Annotated in this window: 14 protein-coding genes; 4 read left to right on the forward strand and 10 right to left on the reverse strand. The window is 68.8% G+C overall.

The features are described 5' to 3' along the window. The 9 genes from VN779_RS08290 to VN779_RS08330 form a co-directional block, all read right to left on the reverse strand. Positions 1–958, reverse strand: a 958-nt coding sequence (locus tag VN779_RS08290) for an MFS transporter (protein ID WP_325721821.1), incomplete at its 3' end; no start/stop codon positions are given. A gap of 76 nt (positions 959–1,034) precedes the next feature. Then, on the reverse strand, positions 1,035–2,138 hold the full coding sequence (locus VN779_RS08295; protein WP_325721823.1) for a branched-chain amino acid aminotransferase: 1,104 nt from the start codon (positions 2,136–2,138) through the stop codon (positions 1,035–1,037). Between the two features lie 162 nt (positions 2,139–2,300). Continuing rightward, on the reverse strand, positions 2,301–3,476 hold the full coding sequence (locus VN779_RS08300; RefSeq protein WP_325721824.1) for a 3-isopropylmalate dehydrogenase: 1,176 nt from the start codon (positions 3,474–3,476) through the stop codon (positions 2,301–2,303). Between the two features lie 28 nt (positions 3,477–3,504). Further along, a complete protein-coding gene (locus tag VN779_RS08305; protein ID WP_325721826.1) occupies positions 3,505–3,771 on the reverse strand; it encodes a hypothetical protein in 267 nt (88 codons plus the stop codon). 362 nt (positions 3,772–4,133) lie between these two features. After that, complete coding sequence (gene serA / locus VN779_RS08310) at positions 4,134–5,720, reverse strand: phosphoglycerate dehydrogenase (RefSeq protein WP_325721828.1); 1,587 nt, start codon at positions 5,718–5,720, stop codon at positions 4,134–4,136. A 385-nt stretch (positions 5,721–6,105) separates the two neighbouring features. After that, a complete protein-coding gene (ilvC, locus tag VN779_RS08315; protein ID WP_325721830.1) occupies positions 6,106–7,107 on the reverse strand; it encodes a ketol-acid reductoisomerase in 1,002 nt (333 codons plus the stop codon). Between the two features lie 64 nt (positions 7,108–7,171). Beyond that, positions 7,172–7,738 (reverse strand): acetolactate synthase small subunit, encoded by a 567-nt coding sequence (ilvN, locus tag VN779_RS08320; protein WP_325721832.1) that lies wholly within the window; start codon positions 7,736–7,738, stop codon positions 7,172–7,174. A gap of 30 nt (positions 7,739–7,768) precedes the next feature. Next, complete coding sequence (locus VN779_RS08325) at positions 7,769–9,619, reverse strand: acetolactate synthase large subunit (protein ID WP_325721834.1); 1,851 nt, start codon at positions 9,617–9,619, stop codon at positions 7,769–7,771. A 255-nt stretch (positions 9,620–9,874) separates the two neighbouring features. Further along, positions 9,875–12,073 carry a sensor domain-containing diguanylate cyclase gene (locus tag VN779_RS08330; RefSeq protein WP_325721836.1) on the reverse strand — a complete coding sequence of 733 codons (2,199 nt, stop codon included), beginning with the start codon at positions 12,071–12,073 and terminating at the stop codon, positions 9,875–9,877. Between the two features lie 390 nt (positions 12,074–12,463). Between VN779_RS08330 and VN779_RS08335 the strand changes: the two genes are divergently transcribed. From VN779_RS08335 to VN779_RS08350, 4 genes are read left to right on the forward strand one after another with little or no spacing between them, the layout of a single operon-like run. After that, entirely contained in the window at positions 12,464–13,324 is an 861-nt protein-coding gene (locus VN779_RS08335; RefSeq protein ID WP_325721837.1) for a hypothetical protein, read from the forward strand. Further along, positions 13,317–14,213: a hypothetical protein gene (locus VN779_RS08340; protein WP_325721838.1), complete on the forward strand. Its 897-nt coding sequence runs from the start codon at positions 13,317–13,319 to the stop codon at positions 14,211–14,213. Before VN779_RS08335 ends, VN779_RS08340 begins: the two co-directional genes overlap by 8 nt. Beyond that, a complete protein-coding gene (locus VN779_RS08345; protein WP_325721840.1) occupies positions 14,213–15,034 on the forward strand; it encodes a hypothetical protein in 822 nt (273 codons plus the stop codon). Before VN779_RS08340 ends, VN779_RS08345 begins: the two co-directional genes overlap by 1 nt. Positions 15,035–15,041: 7 nt before the next feature. Continuing rightward, a complete protein-coding gene (locus VN779_RS08350; RefSeq protein ID WP_325721843.1) occupies positions 15,042–16,076 on the forward strand; it encodes a hypothetical protein in 1,035 nt (344 codons plus the stop codon). A 76-nt stretch (positions 16,077–16,152) separates the two neighbouring features. Here VN779_RS08350 and gatB read toward each other — a convergent pair whose 3' ends face one another. Further along, a complete protein-coding gene (gene gatB / locus VN779_RS08355; protein WP_325721845.1) occupies positions 16,153–17,655 on the reverse strand; it encodes an Asp-tRNA(Asn)/Glu-tRNA(Gln) amidotransferase subunit GatB in 1,503 nt (500 codons plus the stop codon). Positions 17,656–17,658 lie beyond the last annotated feature (3 nt).

Genomic DNA, 17,658 nt, shown 5'->3' on the forward strand with positions numbered 1-17,658 from the left:
CCGCGATCATCAGCCCGAACGGACCGGCCAGCATCTGGGAGAGCCAGATGATGCGAGCCGAGCCGACCCACGTGGCCAGCCGTCCGGCCAGCACCCCGCCGAGCAGGCCGCCCACCGAGCCGAGGGTGAAGACGAGGCCGACCTCGGTCGGGGTGGCGTGCAGCGTGCGCACCAGGAAGACGATCTCGACCGCACCCGTCGCCGAGGAGAAGAAATTGCTCGATCCGGTGCAGGCGACGATCTTGCGCAGGATCGGGTGCTTGACGACGAAGTGGAGCCCTTCGGCCATGGCGGCGCGGAAGGTGACCCGGTCGGCGTGCGGCTCGTCCTCGGCGCGCGGCTCCGGCTTGCGGATGAGCACGAGCGAGACGGTGCTCACCGCATAGGAGATCGCATCCGCGGCGACCGTCTTGGCCGCGCCGACGAAACCGACCAGCGCGCCGGCCAGCGAGGGCCCGACGAACTGCGCGACCGACTGCGTGGTGCCGAGTTTCCCGTTGCCGTCGACGAGTTGGTCCTTGTCGATCAGTACCGGGAGATAGCTCTGATAGGCCACATCGAAGAACACAGTCAGGACGCCGACGGCTCCGGCGACGACGTACAGCTGCCAAAGCGTCACGTGCCAGAAGACCGCCGCGAGCGGAATCGAACCCAGCAGCAGCATGCGGGCGAAATCGCAGCCAAGCATGAGCCGGCGCTTGCGTACCCGGTCGACGACGACGCCGGCGGGCAGCGCGATCAGCAGGAAGGCGAGCGAGCTGAGGAAGGTGAGGACGGAGACTTCGAAGGTGGTCGCCTTGATGACCGTCACCGCGAGCAGCGGCAGCGCCAGCTGGGAGACCGAGGAGCCCGTCTCGCTGACCGTCTGGCCGCTCCAGAGAAGCAGGAAGTCCCTGTGTCGCCACAGGGACTTCGGGCCGGCGCTCGACTGCTCCGCGAGCTCCACGTCCGCTGTCATGCGCGGAACATGGCACGGTGGACGTGCGCACGCAACTGTTTTTTGATTGGCGCTGCTTCAGACTGCGACGCTGATGTCAGGCCGCGATGCGGTACAGCCAACCGTGCTTGTCCTCGACGACGCCGCGCTGAATGCCGAGCAGGTGCTCCCGCAGGCGCAGCGTGATCGCGCCCGGCTTGCCGTCCGCGATCGTGAACGCATCGGACTTCGACTTGACGCTGCCGATCGGCGTGACGACTGCCGCCGTACCGCAGCCGAACACCTCGGTCATGGCGCCCGACGCCACGTCAGCGCGCCACTGCTCGACCGAGATGCGCCCCTGCTCGGCGGGAATGCCGAGGTCGGCAGCGGCCTGGAGCAGCGAGTCGCGGGTGATGCCGGGCAGCAGCGAGCCGGACAGTTCGGGAGTGAACAGGCGTGCGTCGTCGCCGGAGCCGTACACGAAGAACAGGTTGTTCGAACCCATCTCCTCGACGTACGTCCGCTCGATCGCGTCCAGCCAGCACACCTGGTCGCAGCCCTCTTCCACGGCCTGGGCCTGCGCCATGAACGAGGCCGCGTAGTTGCCTGCGCACTTCGCCTCGCCGGTGCCGCCGGGCGCGGCGCGCACGTAGTCCTCGCATAGCCAGACCTTCACCGGCTTGACTCCGCCGCTGAAGTAGGCCCCAGAGGGTGAGGCGATAAGCATGAACAGGTACTCGCCGGCCGGTCGATTCACCCCGAGCCCCGTCTCGGTCGCGAACATGAACGGGCGCAGGTACAGCGACTTCTCCGGGTTGTCGGGCACCCACGCGGCATCCTGCTTGACCAGCGCGTCGATCGCGCCGATGAACAACTCCTCCGGAAGCTCCGGCATGCCCATGCGCCGGGCCGAGCGGTTGAGCCGGGCGGCGTTGGACTGCGGACGGAAGGAGGCGATCGTGCCGTCCTGCTGGCGGTATGCCTTCAGGCCCTCGAAGATCTCCTGGCCGTAGTGCAGCGCGGCGGTCGCCGGATCGAGTTCGATCGGACCATATGGGCGCAACTGCGCGTCATGCCAGCCGTGGCCGGCGGTGTACTTGACCGTGATCATATGGTCGGTGAAGTAGCGGCCGAAGCCGGGATCACCGTCAAGGATCGCGGCGCGCTGGGCGTCGGCGAGCGGCTCGCTGGTCGGCTTGAGCTCGATGGTGGTCGTCATCGCTGGTCTTCCTCTTCTGGGGGCCGGTGCGGTCGGTGCTGACCGTGACGGCCCCCGCGAGGGAGGCACTGCCCAAGGGACGGGCTGCCCAAGGGAAAGCCGCTGGGCCGTCACACTGACTTTTCTCGCCTAGTGAGACGGTAACCCAATACGACTACCGTCTCACCTGCCTACGTTCGCTACGTCAGCTGCGTTATTTGACACAGCGGCTACTCGTGTGGCGATCGCGTCGCCGATCTGCGCGGTGCTGCGCGCGCCCAACTCGGCGCGCTGCGCGAGGTCGGCCTCCGCGGCCGTCTCGATCGCGGCGGCCGCGTCCTGCAGCGCGGGGCCGAAGCCGTGCGCGGCCAGGTGGCGCAGCAGCAGGGCGCCGGAGAGGATCGCGGCCGTGGGGTCGGCCTTTCCGGTGCCGGCGATGTCCGGCGCGGAGCCGTGGACCGGCTCGAACATCGAGGGGAAGGCCCCGTCCGGGTTGATGTTCCCGGAGGCGGCCAGGCCGATGCCGCCGGTGACGGCCGCGGCCAGGTCCGTGATGATGTCGCCGAACAGGTTGTCGGTGACGATCACGTCGAAGCGCTCGGGCGCGGTGGTCAGGAAGATGGTCGCCGCGTCCACGTGCAGGTAGTCCGTCGCGATCTGCGGGTATTCGGCCGCGACCGCGTCGAAGACCCGCTTCCACAGGTGGCCGGCGTACACCAGCACGTTGTTCTTGTGCACCAGGGTGAGCTTCTGGCGGGGCCTGGCCGCGGCGCGGGCGAAGGCGTCGCGCACCACGCGCTCGATACCGAAGGCGGTGTTCACCGAGACCTCGGTGGCCACCTCCTGCGGGGTGCCGGTGCGCAGCGCGCCGCCGTTTCCGGTATACGGGCCCTCGGTGCCCTCGCGCACGACCACAAAGTCGATAGGCGCCTGGCTGCGCAGCGGGCCGGTCACGCCCGGCAGCAACTTGGACGGCCGCAGGTTCACGTAGTGGTCGAAGGCGAAGCGCAGCCGCAGCAGCAGCCCGCGCTCAAGCACTCCGGACGGGACGGTCGGGTCGCCGACCGCGCCGAGCAGGATCGCGTCGTGTCCGCGCAGCCGCTCAAGGGTCGCGTCGGTCAGGGTCTCGCCGGTGGCGTGCCAGTGCTTCGCGCCCAGGTCGTACTCGGTGGTTTCGAGCTTGACCGAGCCGGGCAACGCGGCCCGCAGGACCTTCAGCGCCTCGGCGGTGACTTCGGGGCCGATACCGTCGCCGCCGATGACGGCGAGGTCGATCGCGGAGCGGGCGGCGGTGTCCTCAGAAGACACTGTGTTCGCTGAAGATCCGCTGTTCTCAGACGACGCTGTGCTGGAGACCATGCGCCGAGCCTAACGCGCGTCTCGCGGCTCAAACACCGACTGTCCGCGATATGGACCTGGTTACCTCGCGCCGATTGCGGCGGGCGGCGGCGCGTGCGGCCGTCGTCGTCGGGGCGGCCGTCGCAGCGCTCGAAGTGGCGGTCGCCGACGCGTTGGATTCGTCGTCCCGCCAGTCATAAGCGTCCTGCAACGCTCGCCGTGCCTGCTCCCGTGCGTCGCTCTCGTCCGCAGGCGTGTCCTGCGTTTGCGGACGCTGCGAGGCGCGAGTGCGATAACCGTCCTCGTGCTCGTACATCGTGTTCCGTCCCTGGCCGGAGTTGAATGCTGCCGGCGGATGCTTTCCTGCCGTCGGTGGGTACGGACACGCCTGGCTTGTGGCCGAAGACGCGATCCTGGCCGGACCCGGTGCGGCGCCGGGGTGAGGCGGCCGATACTCGGAAGTCCTAGCAATTCACGGTACCGACTCGAGCCGCGCTTGTCTCGCGTAATGCTCGGACGTCCTACTATCTGAGATGGAAACGTACCGTGCGCTGCCGCCTACTCTGCGCTGATCTGCTTGCGTCCCGCTTATGCCGTGCCAGGGAAACGCGCCATGGAAAAGCCGCAGCCCCCGCCGGTTCGGGCGGGGGCTGCGGCGCGATCGACTAGGTCGGCTCGCTACGGGAGCGAGACTCCCCGGCCCCAGGTGGCGCCGATGGCGTCGGAGATCTCGGCCAGCACCTCAGCCGGGATCGCGGAGTCCACGGTGAGCGCGATCAGCGTCTCGCCGCCCTTCGCGGAGCGGGAGACCTGCATTCCGGCGATGTTGATGTGGGACTCGCCGAGCAGCCCGCCGACGAGGCCGACCACGCCGGGCCGGTCCACGTACTGGAAGAAAGCGAAGTGCTCGTGTAGCGGCAGGTCGACCGTGAAGCCGTTGACGTCGACGATCTTCTCGACGTGCTTCGGACCGGACAGCGTGCCGGAGACCGAGACCACCTCACCGCTGGCCAGCGTGCCGCGCACGGTGACCACGTTGCGGTAGTCCGGGGACTCGGAGGTGGTGGTCAGCCGCACCTCGAGGCCGCGCTCCTGAGCCAGCAGCGGGGCGTTGACGTAGGAGACCGAGCCCTCGACGACGTCCGCGAAGACGCCCTTGAGCGCGGAGAGTTCCAGCACCTTCACGTCGTGCTGGGTGATCTCGCCGGCCACGATCACATCGAGCTGCTGCGCGCCGCCGCCGGCCAGCCCGGTGAACAGCCGGCCGAGGTTCTCAGCCAGCGGCAGACCGGGACGCACGTCCTCGGCGATGGTGCCGCCCTGCACGTTGACCGCGTCCGGGACCAGCTCGCCGGCCAGCGCCTGGCGCACCGAGCGGGCTACGGCGATGCCGGCCTTCTCCTGCGCCTCGTCGGTGGAGGCGCCCAGGTGCGGGGTCACCACGACCGAGTCGAGCTCGAACAGCGGGGAGTCGGTGCACGGCTCCTTGGCGTAGACGTCGATGCCGGCGCCGGCGACCCGGCCTTCCTTGATCGCCGCGGCCAGCGCGGTCTCGTCGACGAGGCCGCCTCGGGCCACGTTGATGATCCGGGCGGTCGGCTTGACCTTGCGCAGCGACTCCTCGCCGATCAGGCCGATCGTCTCAGGGGTCTTCGGCATGTGCACGGTGATGAAGTCGGAGGCGGCCAGCAGCTCATCCAAGGTGACCAGCTGCGCACCGATCTGCGCGGCCTTTCCGGCCTGCACGTACGGGTCGTAGGCCAGCAGCTTCACCCCGAACGGGATCAGCCGCGCGGCCACCAGCGCGCCGATGCGGCCGAGGCCGACGATGCCGACGGTCTTGCCGTCCAGCTCGATGCCGGTGTACTTCGAGCGGGCCCACTTGCCGCCCTTGAGTGCGGCGTTCGCGCTCGCGACGTTGCGCGCGCTGGCCAGGATCAGGGCGACGGTCAGCTCGGCGGCCGAGGTGATGTTGGAGGTGGGGGCGTTGACGACCATGGCGCCCGCCTTGGTCGCCGCCTGGATGTCCACATTGTCCAAGCCGACACCGGCGCGCGCGATAACGCGCAGCTTGGTGGCGGCGGCGACGGCCTCGGCGTCCACCTGGGTCGCGGAGCGCACCAGGATGGCGTCGACATCGACGATGGCGGACAGCAGCTGGGCGCGGTCGGCTCCGTCGCAGTACCGGACCTCGAAGTCGGGGCCGAGCGCTTCGACGGTCGCGGGGCTGAGCTCTTCGGCGATGAGAACCACGGGTTTGGGCACGGGGGGATTCCTCCGGTCGTCCGTCAGCAAGTAAGCGAGTAACGGAATTGCGCCCGGGTCCACCACGCTGTGGTCCTGGCAGGATGCCGCGGCAGTGCACGATTGCGTTAACGAGGGACGTCTGTGTTAACGCCAGGTGTCGTACAGCCGCTCACGGGCCATGGTACAGATTCAGCGGCCAGAATCGAGGCCCCGAAACGGGGACATACCAACCGTCTCAAGATGCGGAAGATCACGCACGATACTGATGCGACTACGGCTCGGCCGCCACCAGGACGCCAACGCTCCTGCGCCCCACCGACCGTCAGTTGCCTGCACGGAGGATGGGGCGAAGGAGCGTAAGACGACCAGGCTCACCGCCTGGCAGGTGAGCGCCGAACGCCGATCAGGCCTCGGTGTCCACCCAGGACATCAGCTTGCGCAGCCGCTTGCCGACCTGCTCGACCGGGTGGTTCGTGGTGGCGTCGTAGTACTTCTGGTACTCCTTGAGGCCGCCGTCGTACTCGGCGATCCACTGCTCGGTGAACTGCCCCGACTGGATCTCGGCGAGCACCTTGCGCATCTCGGCGCGAGTCGCGTCGGTGATGATGCGCGGGCCGGTCTTGTAGCCGCCCCACTCCGCCGTCTCCGAGACCGACCAGTTCATCTTGGTCAGGCCGCCCTCGTAGATCAGGTCCACGATGAGCTTGAGCTCGTGCAGGCACTCGAAGTAGGCGATCTCCGGCTCGTAGCCCGCCTCGGTCAGCGTCTCGAAGCCGGCTTTGATCAGCTCCTCGACGCCGCCGCACAGCACGACCTGCTCGCCGAACAGGTCGGTTTCGGTCTCGTCCTTGAAGGTGGTCTTGATGACGCCGGCGCGGGTGCCGCCGATGCCCTTCGCGTAGGACAGCGCCAGCTCAAGTGCCTTGCCGGAAGCGTCCTGCTCGACCGCGACCAGGCAGGGAACGCCGAAGCCGTCGTTGAACTGACGGCGCACCAGGTGACCGGGGCCCTTGGGCGCGATCATCGCCACGTCCACGTTCGCCGGCGGCTTGATCAGGCCGTAGCGGATGTTGAGGCCGTGCCCGAAGAGGATCGTGTCGCCGTCGGCCAGGTTGGGCAGCACCGCCTCCTCGTACACCTTGCGCTGCACCGGGTCCGGCACCAGGATCATGATCACGTCGGCCTCTTCGCAGGCCTCGAACGGAGTGACCACGCGCAGCCCCTCCTCCTGCGCCTTGGCCCGCGACTTCGAGGTCTCCGGCAGGCCGACCCGCACGTCCACCCCGGAGTCGCGCAGCGAGAGCGCGTGCGCGTGGCCCTGCGAGCCGTAGCCGAGGACGGCGACGTGCCGGTTCTGGATCACCGAGAGGTCGGCGTCGTCCTCGTAGAACATCTCAACTGCCATGGTGACTTTCCGCGTCTTTCTCTCTGGCGGCGCCGGCGGTCAGGGCCGGTGCCTGGCTATGTGCCTAAGCTGCGCGCTCGACGGAGCGCAGGGTGCGGTCGGTGATGGAACGCGGGCCGCGGCCGATGGCGACCATGCCCGACTGGACCAGCTCCTTGATCCCGAACGGCTCCAGGACCCGGAGCATCGCCTCAAGTTTGGCGGAGTCGCCGGTGCTCTCGACCACCAGGGAGTCCACCGAGACGTCCACGACCCGGGCGCCGAACGGCTCGATCGTGGCCAGCACCTGGTGCCGTTCGGCGGCGTCGGCGCGGACCTTGACCAGGATCAGCTCCCGGTGCACCGAGGCGGCCTGCTCGAGCTCCACGATCTTGAGCACGTTGACCAGCTTGTTGAGCTGCTTGGTCACCTGCTCGAGCGGATGGTCCTCCACGTTGACCACGAGGGTGATCCGGGAGATCTCGGCGTACTCGGTCGGCCCGACGGCCAGGGACTCGATATTGAAGCCGCGACGGGAGAACAGCGCCGCCACTCGGGCGAGGACACCCGGCTTGTTCTCGACCAGCACCGAGAGGGTGTGGGTCTGGCCGTGGCTTTGCGCGCCGTGCGACGCGTGACTCTGGGTGGTCATGGCTCCTATTCCTCACCGTCGCCGCTGTGGCTATTCATCGTCGGCTCCGTCGAAGGCGGGACGCATTCCGCGCGCCGCCAGGATCTCATCGTTGGACACCCCGGCCGGGACCATCGGCCAGACCATCGCGTCCTGATGCACCACGAAGTCCACCACGACCGGCGCGTCGTTGATCGACATCGCCTTCTCGATCGTGGCGTCCACCTGGTCCGGGGAGTCGCAGCGGATGCCGACGCAGCCGTACGCCTCGGCCAGCTTCACGAAGTCGGGCACCCGGCGCGGCTCGGCGCCGCCGTTGAGGTCCACGCCCGGACCGGCGGCCAGGGTGGTGTTCGAGTACCGCTGGTTGTAGAAGAGGGTCTGCCACTGGCGCACCATGCCCAGCGTGCCGTTGTTGATGATCGCGACCTTGATCGGGATGTCGTTGATCACGCAGGTGGCCAGCTCCTGGTTGGTCATCTGGAAGCAGCCGTCGCCGTCGATCGCCCAGACGGTGGCGTCGGGGCGGCCGACCTTGGCGCCCATCGCGGCCGGCAGCGCGTAACCCATGGTCCCGGCGCCGCCGGAGTTCAGGAAGGTGCCCGGGTTCTCGTAGTTGATGAACTGCGCGGTCCACATCTGGTGCTGGCCGACGCCGGTGGTGTAGATCGCCTCGGGTCCGGCGATCTTGCCGATCCGCTCGATGACGAACTGCGGCGCCAGGCTGCCCTTGACCGTCTCGTAGCCGAGCGGGTACTTCGTGCGCCAGGCATCCAGACTCGCCCACCAGGCGGTGTAGTCGCCGACCCGGCCGGCGGCGTGCTCGGCGCGCACCGCCACAGCCAGGTCAGTTATCACCTCGGCGCAGTCGCCCACGATGGGCACGTCGGCGATCCGGTTCTTGGAGATCTCCGCCGGATCGATGTCGGCGTGCACGACCTTGGCCTCCGGGGCGAAGGAGGAGAGCTTGCCGGTGACCCGGTCGTCGAAGCGGGCACCCAGCGCGATGATCAGATCAGACTTCTGCAGTGCGGTAACCGCGGCCACGGTGCCGTGCATGCCGGGCATGCCCAAGTGCAGCGGGTGGCTGTCCGGGAAAGCGCCACGGGCCATCAGCGTCGTGACGATCGGGGCGCCGGTCAGCTCGGCCAGGGCGCGCAGCTGCGCGGTCGCGCGGGCCTTGAGCACGCCGCCGCCGACGTACAGCACCGGCCGGCGCGACTCGACGATCATGCGCGCGGCCTCGCGGATCTGCTTGGCGTGCGGCTTGGACACCGGGCGGTAACCCGGCAGGTCCATCTCGACCGGCCAGCGGAAGGCGGTGGTGGCCTGCATCGCGTCCTTGGCGATGTCGACCAGCACCGGTCCGGGGCGGCCGGTGGAGGCGATGTGGAAGGCCTCGGCGATCGTGCGCGCGATGTCCTCCGGCCGGGTGACCAGGAAGTTGTGTTTGGTGATCGGCATGGTGATCCCGCAGATGTCCGCCTCCTGGAAGGCGTCGGTGCCGATCGAGGCCGCCGCGACCTGGCCGGTGATGGCCACCATCGGGACCGAGTCCATGTGCGCGTCGGCGATCGGGGTGACCAGGTTGGTCGCGCCTGGGCCGGAGGTCGCCATGCACACGCCCACTCGGCCGGTGGCCTGGGCGTAGCCGGTGGCGGCGTGTCCCGCGCCCTGCTCGTGCCGGACCAGGACGTGGCGCAGCTTGTCCGAGTCGAGCAGCGGGTCGTAAGCGGGGAGGATGGCCCCGCCGGGGTAGCCGAAGATCGTGTCGACGCCTGATTCCTCAAGCGCGCGGATGAGAGCCTGCGCGCCACTCATCGGGACGCCGGCGGTCGCGGCGCGCTGCGAGCCGTGGCTGTGCTGGGAACCTGGGGCCGCCGCCCTGGCCTGCTCGGTCATGATCTGGACTTCTCTCGCTCGGTCCGGGCCGCCGCCCGGGACACATCTTCTAGGCCAACAAAAAATCCCCCGGCCCGTAAGGGCAACCGAGGGATGCGCGCTGGCGTGGAGCCCGAGGGCTTCAGCCGGCGCGCTGGCCGAGTACGAGCTCGCGTAGGTGGCAGAAGGCAATCCGCATGGGCAAGACACTCTCGCGACCGCACCGGCCGCGTCAAGCCGGGCCGCCGGCTGTCTCGTAATCCGGACATGGCGATCTCAGTGCTTTCCCGCGACTCCATGGGACACCGCAGCGTTGGACACTGCTCCGTTGGACATTGCCGCGTTGGTCACAGCTCCATTGGACACTGCTTCACCTTTGGACGCAGCTCCATTGGACCCCGACTCATTGAACCCCGCGCCGCTCGAAAGCGAATCGTGCGCGTGCGAGAGCGCGTTCGTGGCGATCGTCGGCTGGAAGATCACCACACGGCCCTTCCCGCCCGCTTTCGCCTCGTACATCGCCTGGTCCGCCTCGCGCATGAGCTCGGCCGCCGTCACCCCCGGCCGCCAGAACGCCACGCCGATCGACGCGCCGACCACGAACCGAGCGCCGAGCAGCAGATACGGCCTAGTCAGTGCCTCGTGCAGCCGCCCGGCCACGTCGCGCGCCGCCCGGCCGTCCGGGCCGCACTCCACCAGCGCGGCGAATTCGTCCCCGCCGAACCGCGCTACCGTGTCGCCGGCCCGCACCGAACCGCGCAACCGCGCGGCCACCTCGGTCAGCAGCGCGTCCCCGGCGGCGTGCCCGCCGGCGTCGTTGACCTCCTTGAACCAGTCGAGATCCAGGAAGAGCACCGCGACCGGATGCACTGGCTCCAGGCCCGGCGCAGGCGCGGCCGCACCTGGGTACGGCGGCGGGGCCGACAACGCAGGATGCTGCGACAGCGCCTGCTCTAGACGTTCCGCGAACAGCGCGCGATTCGGCAGCCCGGTGAGCGAGTCGTGGTACGCGTTGTAGGCGAGCTGCTGCTGCAACGCGACCCGGTCGCTGACGTCCCGGCAGGTGAAGACCAGGCCGCCGCGATGCCTGGTGAGCGTGCACTCGGCGTGCCGCCACAGCGCGCTGCCGCCGTCGAACGGGAGCGGTTGAGCGGCCCTGATCCGGCACTCGACCGCGGCCGAGACCGCCGTGCCGAGCAGGAAGCGCTGCACGGCCCGCGCGACGGCGCGCCGATCGTCGGGGTGCACGAGGCGGTACAGCGACGTGTCGCCGAGTATCTCGGGTTCGTACCCGAAGACGTGCAGTGACGCCGGGGAGACGTAACCGAGACGGCCTGAGGGATCGACCGTCATGATGACGTCGCTGGAGCCCTGCACGAGCGAGCGGAAGTGGTCCTCACGCACCTTCAGCTGCTTGGTGAGCCGGTGGTTTTCCAGCAGCGTCACGGCCTGGCGTGAGACCAGCGCGATCAGCACGGTCGCTCCGGCACCGAGCAGCGCCGCGTGCACGCGATGATCGCCGGTCAGGCCGTCGACCATGATCCCGGCCAGGCAGATCAGGCCGGCGAGGTAGGGGAAGAGCAGGCCGAGCAGGCCCAACGCGCGCCGCATCCCCGAGACCAGTGAGGCGTGCATCCAGTGCCGAGCGCGATGACGCTGACCGGGGCGTGTCCATACGCTCATCCACGGTGCGACCGCGAGCAGCAGATAGCCGAGGAACCAGCCGGAGTCGAGCAGTTCGCCGGAGCTGTACCCGGCGCGCACGGCCGGAATCGTCCAGATCGCGTCGGAGACGACGATCAGCGAATACCCGGCGACGAGGGTGGCCATGGAGGCCCCGTCCCGCCGGCCGTTGCGGAAGCGCAGCGCGAGCACCAGGCTGACCAGCAGGATGTCGAAGACCGGATAGGCGAGGGCGAGTGCGACGGCCAGCGTCGAGCCGCCGTCGGTCCCGGCTTCGTGCGCGAGCGCGACCGTCCAGCCGCCGCTGAAGAGCGCCCCGGCGATCATCACGCCGTCGAGCACCAGCTTCAGCCAGGCGATCGGCGTGCCTGGACCGTACTGGTGCACCAGCGTGCCCGCCATCGCGAACGGGGCGAAGAAGAGGAACATCCAGTCCGCGATGGAGGGTGAGGGCGGGGTGTGCTGCAGGACGATCTCGTACCAGCCCCACACCCCGTTGCCCAGCCCGGCGACCAGCGCGGACGCGGCGAACAGGAACCAGGAGACGCGCAGCCTGCCGCGGGCGAGCATGGCGCGCCAGGCGCAGGAGATGGCGGCGAGCGCGGCGACGGCGGAGAGGCCGAAGTCGCCCATCAGGTCGGCGAGCGTGTGCGCGCGGCCCTCTCCCGGATTCGGCGCAGAGCCCCAGTGCAATATCGAGCCGGCTGTGTACCCGCAGGCCAGCGCGGCGACGGTGCTGAGAGCGGCGGTCGGTCGCCCGCTCCCCGCCTGATGGTTTCGAATGGCGGCCATCGTCCCGGTTCTGATCGTGCCGCAGCTGCTGATTCGTACGGTGCCTGTTCGGAACTGCCTGGTTCGGGCACTGCCTGATTCGGACACTGCCTGGTTCGTGCCCTGACGATCCTTCACTGTACGACACTTCCCGGAAGCGCTCAGTAGCGATTCAGGCTTCCGGCCGGGCTTTCATCAAAACGGGCGGCCGCGCGCAACCAATGGGCCACGGCGTTCGTCCGGGACTCCCGCTCGGCCGCCGCCGGCTGATCCCGGCCCCATTGATCCGATCGTTGCGGAAATGCAGTCCTCGAAGTCCGCTAAGCGGGTGTATGAATAGTCCACTCACGAGCGGGGAGCTCACGGCACAGGAAAGTAAAGGGGTGGGGCGGGGTGGGCGATAACTCATTCGTGCCTCCAGACCATTCGGACGAGAACGGTCCGGGTGGCGAGGACGAGGCACGATCACCAGAAGAACAGGGGCCTGATACCGGTCTGGCGGCTTACCCGGCGGCGCCGGCTCCCGCGAAGCGCCGCAACCGAGGGCTGATCATCACGGCGATCGGCGCGTCTTACCTCGTGCTCGCGGCCGGTACCGCCGCTGCCGTCGTGGCCGTCGCATCGCCGGCGCCGGTCGACATCGCGGCGCTTTCGTCTCCGTCGACCGGGGCGAGCGGGGCAGGCAGGGCGTCGGCGAGCGCCACGGCGGCGTCCCCTTCGGCGTCTGCCTCGCCGTCCCCGTCGCCGAGCCCGAAATCGACGGTCGTCGGCTCGGTGAAGGACGGCGTGCATTCCGGGGACCTGCGCTACTTCCTGCTGCCGCCGCCGGACGGCCCAAGCTCGGTCCAGGGCAACCCGGACGGCGACACGGAGAGCATGAGCGACGTGGTCAAGCAGTACGGCGGGTCATCCGACGTCAAATCATTCCTCAATCAGATGGGCTTCAAGGGCGGCGCGCGGCGCACGTACCAGGACAGCGCGATGGGCGCGAACGTGTCGATCGAACTGCTCCAGTTCGGTTCGAGCGACGACGCGACCAACTGGCTGCAGGGGTTCCAGCTCAACAGCAGCGGCTGGACGACGTTCTCGATCCCCGGCGAGTCAGGCGCCACCGCCCGGGAGAAGAACAGCGACGGCCTCGACGACCTGATCGGCGTGTACGCCGAGGGTGACACGTTCTACGAGATCACGATCTTCGGGACGCAGACGGTGCCGCACAGCGACCTCGCGAACCTGATGACCGGCGAACACGGCAGGCTGGCTCATGGCTGAGAACACTGAGATGCCGGCCGAGAACGAAACTGTGAGCGCTACCACGACCGCCGCGGCGCAGGCCACCGCCCCGATCGAGGCCGAATCGGCCGCGCCGATCGCGGCCGAGGCTGAGGCTGCGGTCGGGCCCGACACCGCGGCCGAGGCCGCGACTGAGGTCGAGCCCATTACTTCGATCGAGCCCGAGCCTCCCGCACCGCCCAAGCCGAAACGCAGCATCAAAACCCGGCGCCTGTTCGCCGGAGCGGTCGCGCTCGGCCTCGTCGGCGGGGCCGTGGGCGGTTACACGATTCAGGCGTTGCGAAAGCCCACTCCCCTACCGCCGCTCTCGGTCGCGCAGCCGGCCTACCCGCGAGGCGCGATCTACGCCGGCACACGCCCGCCCGCGTTGCCCGCGAGCCAGGACGACGCGACTGTCGTCAACGGCGACCTGACCAAACTGCTGCTGCCGACCCCTGCCGGCGCGAGTGTCGGTTTCCTCGACCACTCCTGGATGAGCCTGGAGAGCGAGGCCGAGACCTGCGATAACGCAGCCTCCTGTTTCAGCACGAACATGCACGACGGCGTCGTGCGGATCGCCGACACGTCCTGGAAGCGCAGCGACGGTCTCTACGTGGAGATCCGGATCATTCAGCATCGCCCGGGAGACACCGTCTACGCCGATAGTCAGATCGCGGATATGAGCGGAAAAAACTACACCAAGCTCAGGATGCCGGACGGGATCCCCGCAGCCGGATACGAGTACGTCGATTCGGACGGCGCCAACGACGACCACGCGGTCGCCGTGCACGGCGACCTGGCGGTCTTCTTCTGGGTCACCTCCGCCACGCGGGTGCCGGATCCGTCAGTCATCGATGATCTGATCAAGCAGCAGATGGCGAGGCTGTGATGGAGCCGCAATACGACGCCGGGGTACAGCCCGTGCTCACGGAAGCCGCCGCACCGCCACCGGCCGCGCCGAAGCGGGCCATCCCCCGTAGCAGGGTGCTGATCGCGAGCGGAGCCGCGCTCTCGATCGCGGTCGGCGCTGGAATCGGCGCCGTGATCGTGCAACACCGCCAGGACCACAACAACCAGCTGGTCGCCGCCGCCAGGGCAGCGGCCGCGGCCAGGCCGGCGCCGGTCACAGGCGGCGTGCGGTCCGACGGCTCGCACTACGGATCGCTGTTCGCGTACTTGCTGCCGATGCCGGACGGATACACACCGGGTCCATACGACGCGAACTACGGCAACAACACTTTCGTTCCGGCGTCCCAGATCACCTCCCAGTTGGAGGATCTGCTCGCCGGGGTGCCGAAATCCGATATGTCGAGCGCGAAAGGCGCGCTGGCCAACACGCACCTCAAGGGCGTCGCGGTGCGCACCCTTGCGGCCACGACGTCGAACTCGGATCTCGAGGTTTCGGTCGAGCTGCTCCAGTTCGACGTCAAGGACGCCAAGACCGCCGCCCAGGACTTCGACACCCTGGTCGGGGATCTGAACGTCTTCCGGACCGGCGCCTCAGTGCCGGGATACGGACAGGCCAAGTGCGTGCTTCCGCCTGGCCTCGGCAGCGACAAGCTCGACGAGATGCTGTGCGTAGCGTCGAGCGGCGACGTAGAGGTACTCGTCGATGCCCAGGGCACGGCACCCCTCGACCAGAACTCGGTCGCGAAGCTGACGGCTCAGCAGCTCGACCGCCTCAAAACCTCTCAGAGCATTGACGAGTGAGGCCGCGATGACCACGGATGCAGCACTGCCCGGCGAAGCGGCCGAGCCGGTGGAGCCGACTGACCAGGACGAGACTATGGAAGCCGCCGAGATCGGCGAGGTGGGCACGTTTTCCGCCCCTGAGGCCACCGCACCCGAGACACAGCAAACAGTGGCGGAATCCGCGCCGGACAGCGAGGCGCCCACCCCTTCGCTGGTCCCTGCTTTCGGTCTGGCTTCGGCCGCCACCGACCCTGCCGCACTCGCCGCCATCGAGGCCGAGCAGGCGCAGCGAGCGGAAGCTGCCGCGCGGCGTCAGCGCAGACGTCGAAATGCTCTGCGGTGGGTCGGCGCAGTCGCGGTGACGCTCGCGCTCGGTTGCGGAACCGCGTTCGCGCTGACGCTTCCGCAGCGCACCGACATGCCGGGGCTCGGCACCGCACCGGACGGCCGGTATACCTTCCCGCAGCTGAGTCTTCCGGTGCTCCCCGCCGGACAACCCGCACCGGGCGCGTCGGAGAACGCGGACGCGGAACAGCACCTCGCCGACATCAGGAAGCTGCTGCTTCCTCGGCCGCTCGGCGCTTCGTCGCAGAACCCGAAGTCGACGGTCGACGGCTGGATCGCCGACCCGTCGCCCCTGTTCATCGTGCAGGACGGTAAGTCGATCTTCGGAGAATTCGGCCTGCGGCACACGGCCGCGGAGGGCTGGAAGACGAGCGACGGCGCGACGACCACGATCTACCTGCTCCAATTCGCCGACGGCAAGGCGGCAGCCGGCGCGCAGAGCAAGCTGGCCAATGACGACACGACTGTGGATCTGACGATTTCGCTGTCCGCGGCGCTCACCGGCGTGCCGCAGGAAACTGCGTCGCACCAGATCACCCCCTTTGCCTCGCTCAGCGGGGACTACACCCCGGTCAAGGCAGGCGGGACGCTCACCACATATGGGTCGTTCCTCAGCGGCGACATCATCGCGGTGGTCATCCAGTCCGGCCCGGCGAGCCTTCCGTTCGCGCCGTTCCGGCAGGTGATGACCCTCCAGGCGGAGCTGCTGCAGTAAGCAGTAATCAGTGAACGGCCGTAGACACGAACTGGGCCCGTACCGATCGCGGTACGGGCCCAGCCGTTTGTTCGTGTTACGACAGCCGGCCGAGCACCAGCTCTCGTACGCGCGCAGCGTCGGCCTGGCCGCGGGTGGCCTTCATCACCGAGCCGATGATGACGCCGACCGCCGCGTGGTTCCCGCCGCGGATCTTCTCGGCCACCGCCGCGTTGGCCGCGATCGCCTCGTCGATCGCCGCGAGCAGCGCCGAGTCGTCCGAAACCACCTTCAGGCCGCGCGCCGCGACCACCGCGTCCGGGTCGCCCTCACCGGCCAGCACTCCCTCGACCACCTGCCGCGCCAGCTTGTCGGTCAGCTCCCCGGCCCCGATCAGCGCGACCACCCGAGCCACCTGCGCCGGACTGATCGGCAACTCGGACACCTCGACCCCGCGCTCGTTCGCGACCCGGGCCAGCTCGCCGGTCCACCACTTGCGGGCCTGGTCAGCCGGCGCACCCGCGTCGATCGTGGCCACGATCGAGTCCAGCGCACCCGCGTTGACCACGCTCTGCATGTCGAACTCTGAGATGCCCCACGCCTCGACCAGCCCACGCCGCCGCACGCTCGGCGACTGCGGCAGCGTGCCGCGCAGCTGCTCGACCCACTCCCGCGACGGCGCGACCGGCACCAGGTCGGGCTCGGGGAAGTAGCGGTAATCCTCCGCCTCCTCCTTCACCCGGCCCGAGGTGGTGGTGCCGTCGTTCTCGTGGAAGTGCCTGGTCTCCTGCACGATCTTGCCGCCGGAGGAGAGCACCGCCGCGTGCCGCTGGACCTCGAAGCGGGTGGCCCGCTCCACCGATCGCAGAGAGTTGACGTTCTTGGTCTCCGAGCGGGTGCCGAACTTGGTCTCACCCTTCGGCCGCAGCGACAGGTTGACGTCGCAGCGCATCTGGCCGCGCTCCATCCGCGCTTCGGATACGCCCAGGGCTCTGATCAACTCGCGCAGTTCGGTGACGTACGCGCGAGCCACCGCCGGAGCCAGGTGCCCGGGCACCTCAATCGGCTTGGTGACGATCTCGATCAGCGGGATCCCGGCCCGGTTGTAGTCGACCAGCGAGTACTCGGCGCCATGGATCCGCCCGGTCGCGCCGCCCACGTGGGTGGACTTGCCGGTGTCCTCCTCCATGTGCGCGCGCTCGATCCCGATCCGGAAGGTCTGCCCCTCCACCTCGACATCCAGATACCCGTTGTACGAGATCGGCTCGTCGTACTGCGAGGTCTGGAAGTTCTTCGGCATGTCCGGGTAGAAGTAGTTCTTGCGCGCGAACCGGCACCACTCGGCGATCTCGCAGTGCAGCGCGAGACCGATCCGGATCGCGCTCTCCACCGCCACGCCGTTCACCACCGGCAGCGAGCCGGGCAGCCCGAGGCAGGTCGGGCAGACCTGGGTGTTCGGCTCGGCGCCGAACTCGGTCGGGCAGGAGCAGAACATCTTCGTGCTCGTACCCAGCTCGACGTGGACCTCAAGGCCCATCACCGGGTCGTACCGCTCCAGGGCCTCGTCGAACCCGAGGAGCTCTTCGGTCGTCACGGTCATCTC

The organism is Actinocrinis sp., assembly GCF_035605935.1.
In the GTDB taxonomy this organism is placed as follows: domain Bacteria; phylum Actinomycetota; class Actinomycetes; order Streptomycetales; family Catenulisporaceae; genus Actinocrinis.